The organism is Kineococcus siccus (assembly GCF_009906795.1).
Classification (GTDB): Bacteria; Actinomycetota; Actinomycetes; order Actinomycetales; family Kineococcaceae; genus Kineococcus; species Kineococcus siccus.
Genome location: NZ_JAAALN010000300.1, coordinates 1 through 3,792, shown reverse-complemented (window position 1 = coordinate 3,792; position 3,792 = coordinate 1). Strand labels below are relative to the sequence as shown.

The 3,792-nt window shown below is 76.7% G+C and carries 2 protein-coding genes and 1 pseudogene; all 3 read left to right on the top strand.

What is annotated here, in order from left to right; translation table 11 throughout:
- The coding region (locus GTR02_RS20420; protein ID WP_205709714.1) for a DMT family transporter at positions 1 to 872 on the top strand (872 nt) is incomplete at its 5' end.
- A gap of 83 nt (positions 873 to 955) precedes the next feature.
- Positions 956 to 3,346, top strand: coding sequence for an EAL domain-containing protein (locus GTR02_RS20415; RefSeq protein WP_166609311.1), 2,391 nt, complete (start codon positions 956 to 958; stop codon positions 3,344 to 3,346).
- Positions 3,343 to 3,792, top strand: a pseudogene (locus GTR02_RS20410) (hypothetical protein); the annotation flags it as partial. The gene GTR02_RS20415 and the pseudogene GTR02_RS20410, both read left to right, overlap by 4 nt.

Genomic DNA, 3,792 nt, shown 5'->3' with positions numbered 1-3,792 from the left:
GTCGCGCACCGGCCGCTGCCCGGCCTCGCCGCGTGAGCGCCGTCCTGGCCCTGGTCGCGAGCCTGCTGTGGGGTGCGGCGGACTTCCTCGGCGGCACGGTGAGCCGGCGGCTGCGCGCGGTGCAGGTGCTCGCCGTGTCGCAGGTCCTCGCGACGGTCGTGCTCGTCCTGGTCGTCACCGCCTCGGGCTCGGCCGCCGGCGCCCCTGCGGGGTGGCTGGGCTGGTCGGTGCTCGCCGGCGTCACGTGGGCCGGCGCCATGGCGGCGCTGTACTCGGCACTTGCCCGCGGGACCATGGGCGTGGTCGCCCCCATCGCGGCCTGCGGGCTGGTCCTGCCCGTCGTGCTGGGCATCGCCGGCGGCGAGCGTCCCGGTCCGCTGCAGGTCCTCGGCGTCGCGGTGGCCCTCGTCGGCGTCGTCGGGTCGGCCGGGCCCGACCTGCGCTCCCGGTCGTCCACCGGCGGCAAGGCCGTCTCGCTCGCGTTCGTGGCGGCAGTCCTCTTCGGCGTGGAGATCTACGCCGTGGCCCGCGGCAGCGCGGCGTCGGTGCCGCTGACGCTCCTGGGGATGCGCCTGTCGGCCGTCGTGCTCGTCGTCTCGGCCGCCCTCGCCCACCGCCGCCGCGGCGGCCCCGTCACGGCGCGCGACCTGCCTCCGCTGCTCGCCCTGGGCGTGCTGGACCTCGCCGCCACCGCGGCCTACGCGCTGGCCTCGCGCAGCGGCCTCGTGAGCGTCGTCGCGGTGCTGGCCTCGCTCTACCCCGCCGTCACCGTGCTGCTGGCCCGCCAGTTCCACGGCGAGCGCCTGAGCCCCCCGCAGCGCGTGGGCGTCGTCGCCGTCCTCGGAGGAGCCGTGCTCACGAGCCTGGGGTGACGGCCGCCGGCGATCACTTGCACGCGCAACCCGAACGGCCCATCACGCGACGCAACCGGTTCGCCGAAGCACCAGGTGTGACCGTGGACACCCCCGCGCCCAGCGCCGACCGACCGCCCCGCACGTCGCGGCGCCCCTCGTGGGCCGCCGTGCTGCAGGTGGCCCTCCTGGTCCCCCCGGTGGTGTTCATCCTCTCGACCGTGCCCGGTGTGCGGCCCGGGCCGGACGGCTACCGCCTCTGGTTCGACGGCGTGCTCAACAACGTCGCCTACCAGTCCGCCGCGGTGCTGTGCGCGGTCCGCACCCACCGCTCGACGGGGTCCCACCGCGCCGGCTACCTCCTGGCGGCGGGGCTCGCGGCCTACGGCGGCGGCAACGTCTTCTGGACCGCGGTCGTCCGGCCCCTGGTGGTGCAGCCCTTCCCCTCCGGCGCGGACGCCCTGTTCCTGGCCTTCTACCCGCTCGCCTTCGCGGCGCTGGTCATCCTCGCCAAGCGGCGCGACGCCCGGCACGCCCGCAGCCTCTGGCTCGACGGCATCGTCGGGGCCACCGCGGCCGCCGCGATCGCCGCGGCCGCCACCATCGGGCCGATCCTCGACGCCGGGCAGGGCAGCTGGGCCGCGATCGCCACGACCACGGCGTACCCGCTGCTGGACCTGGTCCTGCTGCTCGTCGTCGCGGCGATCCTGTCGCTGTACGCGTGGCGGCCCCCGCTGGGCATCTGGCTCCTGGCGGCGGGGCTCGTCCTGTTCGTCGTGGCCGACGTCGAGTACCTCTTCGCCACGGCCCTCGGCACCTACGTCCCGGGCCGCCCGACCGACGGGGTGTGGGTCGTGGCGGTGCTGCTCATCGCCCTCACGCCGGGCTGGCCGGCGGCCCCCACCGGCCCGCGCCTGCCGAGCTGGGCGCTCGTGAGCATCCCCGTCGTCGCGACCGCGGGCGCGCTCGGCCTGCTGGTCACCGACCACGTCCACCGCTTCCACCCCATCGCCGTGGTCCTCGCCGCGCTCACCGTCGTCCTGTCGCTGGCGCGGCTGCTGCTCACCTTCCGCGACGTCAGCGCGCTCGCGGAGAGCCGGGAGCTGGCCCTCACCGACGAGCTGTCCGGGCTCGGCAACCGGCGCGCGCTGTACCGGCGGGCGCCCCGGGCGATCTCCGACCTGCCCGACGACGCGGGCGTCGGGCTGCTGCTGCTGGACCTCGACCGGTTCAAGGAGATCAACGACTCCCTCGGCCACCACGCGGGCGACACGATGCTGCGCCAGGTCGGGATCCGCCTGCTCACGTGCGTGGGCGAGCGCTCCGACGTCGTCGTGCGCCTCGGCGGGGACGAGTTCGCGGTCCTGCTCACCGGGGTCGACGCGGCCACCACCCGCGCCCTCGCCCTGGAGGTGATCGCCGCCCTCGCCGAACCGCTGCCGCTGGACGGGATCCCCGTGCGCATCGGCGTGAGCATCGGGATCTCGCTGCAGCCCGCCACCGAGGCCGAGCTGTCCTCCCTGCTGCGCCAGGCCGACGTCGCGATGTACCACGCCAAGACGCACCGCCTCGGCACCTTCGCCTACCAGACGGAGATCGACGAGTTCGCCTCGGGCGAGCGCCTCGAGACCGCCGAGCTGCTGCGCGAGGCCATCGCCGGCCACGACCTCGTCCTGCACTACCAGCCCAAGATCGACACGCTCACGGGCGCCGTGGAGGGCGTCGAGGCGCTCGTGCGCTGGCAGCACCCGACGCGCGGGCTGCTCTTCCCCGACCAGTTCCTGCCGCTCGTGGAGAGCGCCGGGCTCATGGAGGCCATGACCCGCACCGTGCTCGAGCAGGCCCTGGACCAGGTGGCCGGCTGGTGGCGCGCGGGCCGAGTCGTGCCCGTCGCGGTCAACCTGTCCGCGTCCTCGCTGCTCGACCGGGACCTGCCTGCGCGCATCGCCGCGATGCTCGCGACCCGCGGCGTGCCGGCCCAGCTGCTCGTCATCGAGATCACGGAGGACTTCCTCATGGCCGACCGCCAGCGCGCGCAGCAGATCCTCGCCGGCCTGCGGGCCGGCGGGGTCCGCATCGCCGTCGACGACTACGGGACCGGCTACTCCTCGCTCGCCTACCTGCGCGAGCTGCCCATCGACGACCTCAAGCTCGACAAGTCCTTCCTCGTGGGCCTCGCGGGCGACGACCGGGCCCTCGCCATCGTGCGCTCGACGATCGTGCTGGCGCACTCGCTCGGCCTGCGGCTCGTGGCCGAGGGCGTCGAGGACCAGGCCACCTGCCGCGAGCTGGAGGAGGCGGGCTGCGACGTGCAGCAGGGGTGGCTCTACTCCAAGGCCCTGCCCGCCCGCGACGTCGAGCGGTGGATGGACGAGCGCGCCGAGGTCCTCGGGCGCGACGCCGCCGCCGGCAGCGGGGCCGCGGCCGGCAGCGGGGCTGCGGCCGGAGCCGGGCCGCTCCTCCTCGCCGGTGAGCCGGCCGGGGGCCCGGCGTGAGCGCCGAGCTGACGGTGCGTCCCGCGACGTCCTCGTCCCCGCACCCGCCCGTGCTCGTCGCACCGCTCCTGACGCCGTCCCCGGCCTCACCGGCGCACTCGCCCGCTCCGGCGGTGCCGGCGCCGCGCCGGGCCGGCCCCCGCGGCACGTGGCCCGCGGGTCCGCAGCTGCTGCACGGCGCGGCCGCCGTGCGCGGCGCGCTCGCGGAGGTCGACGAGCTGGCCCGGTGCACGGGCCTGCCGGCCACCGCCCGCGCCGCGTGGGTGGCCGTCTCCCTGGCCCAGGCGCCGCCCGCGGCCGCGTGGGCCGTGCTGGTCCGCGACGCCGACGGGCGGCTGACCGCGGCCGCCGTCCTGCTCGACGACGACGCCGGCCGCACCACGCTCGCCGGGACGGCCGGCGGCTACCGCGGCGGGCTGGCGGCCCGCGAACCCGGCAGCGCGCAC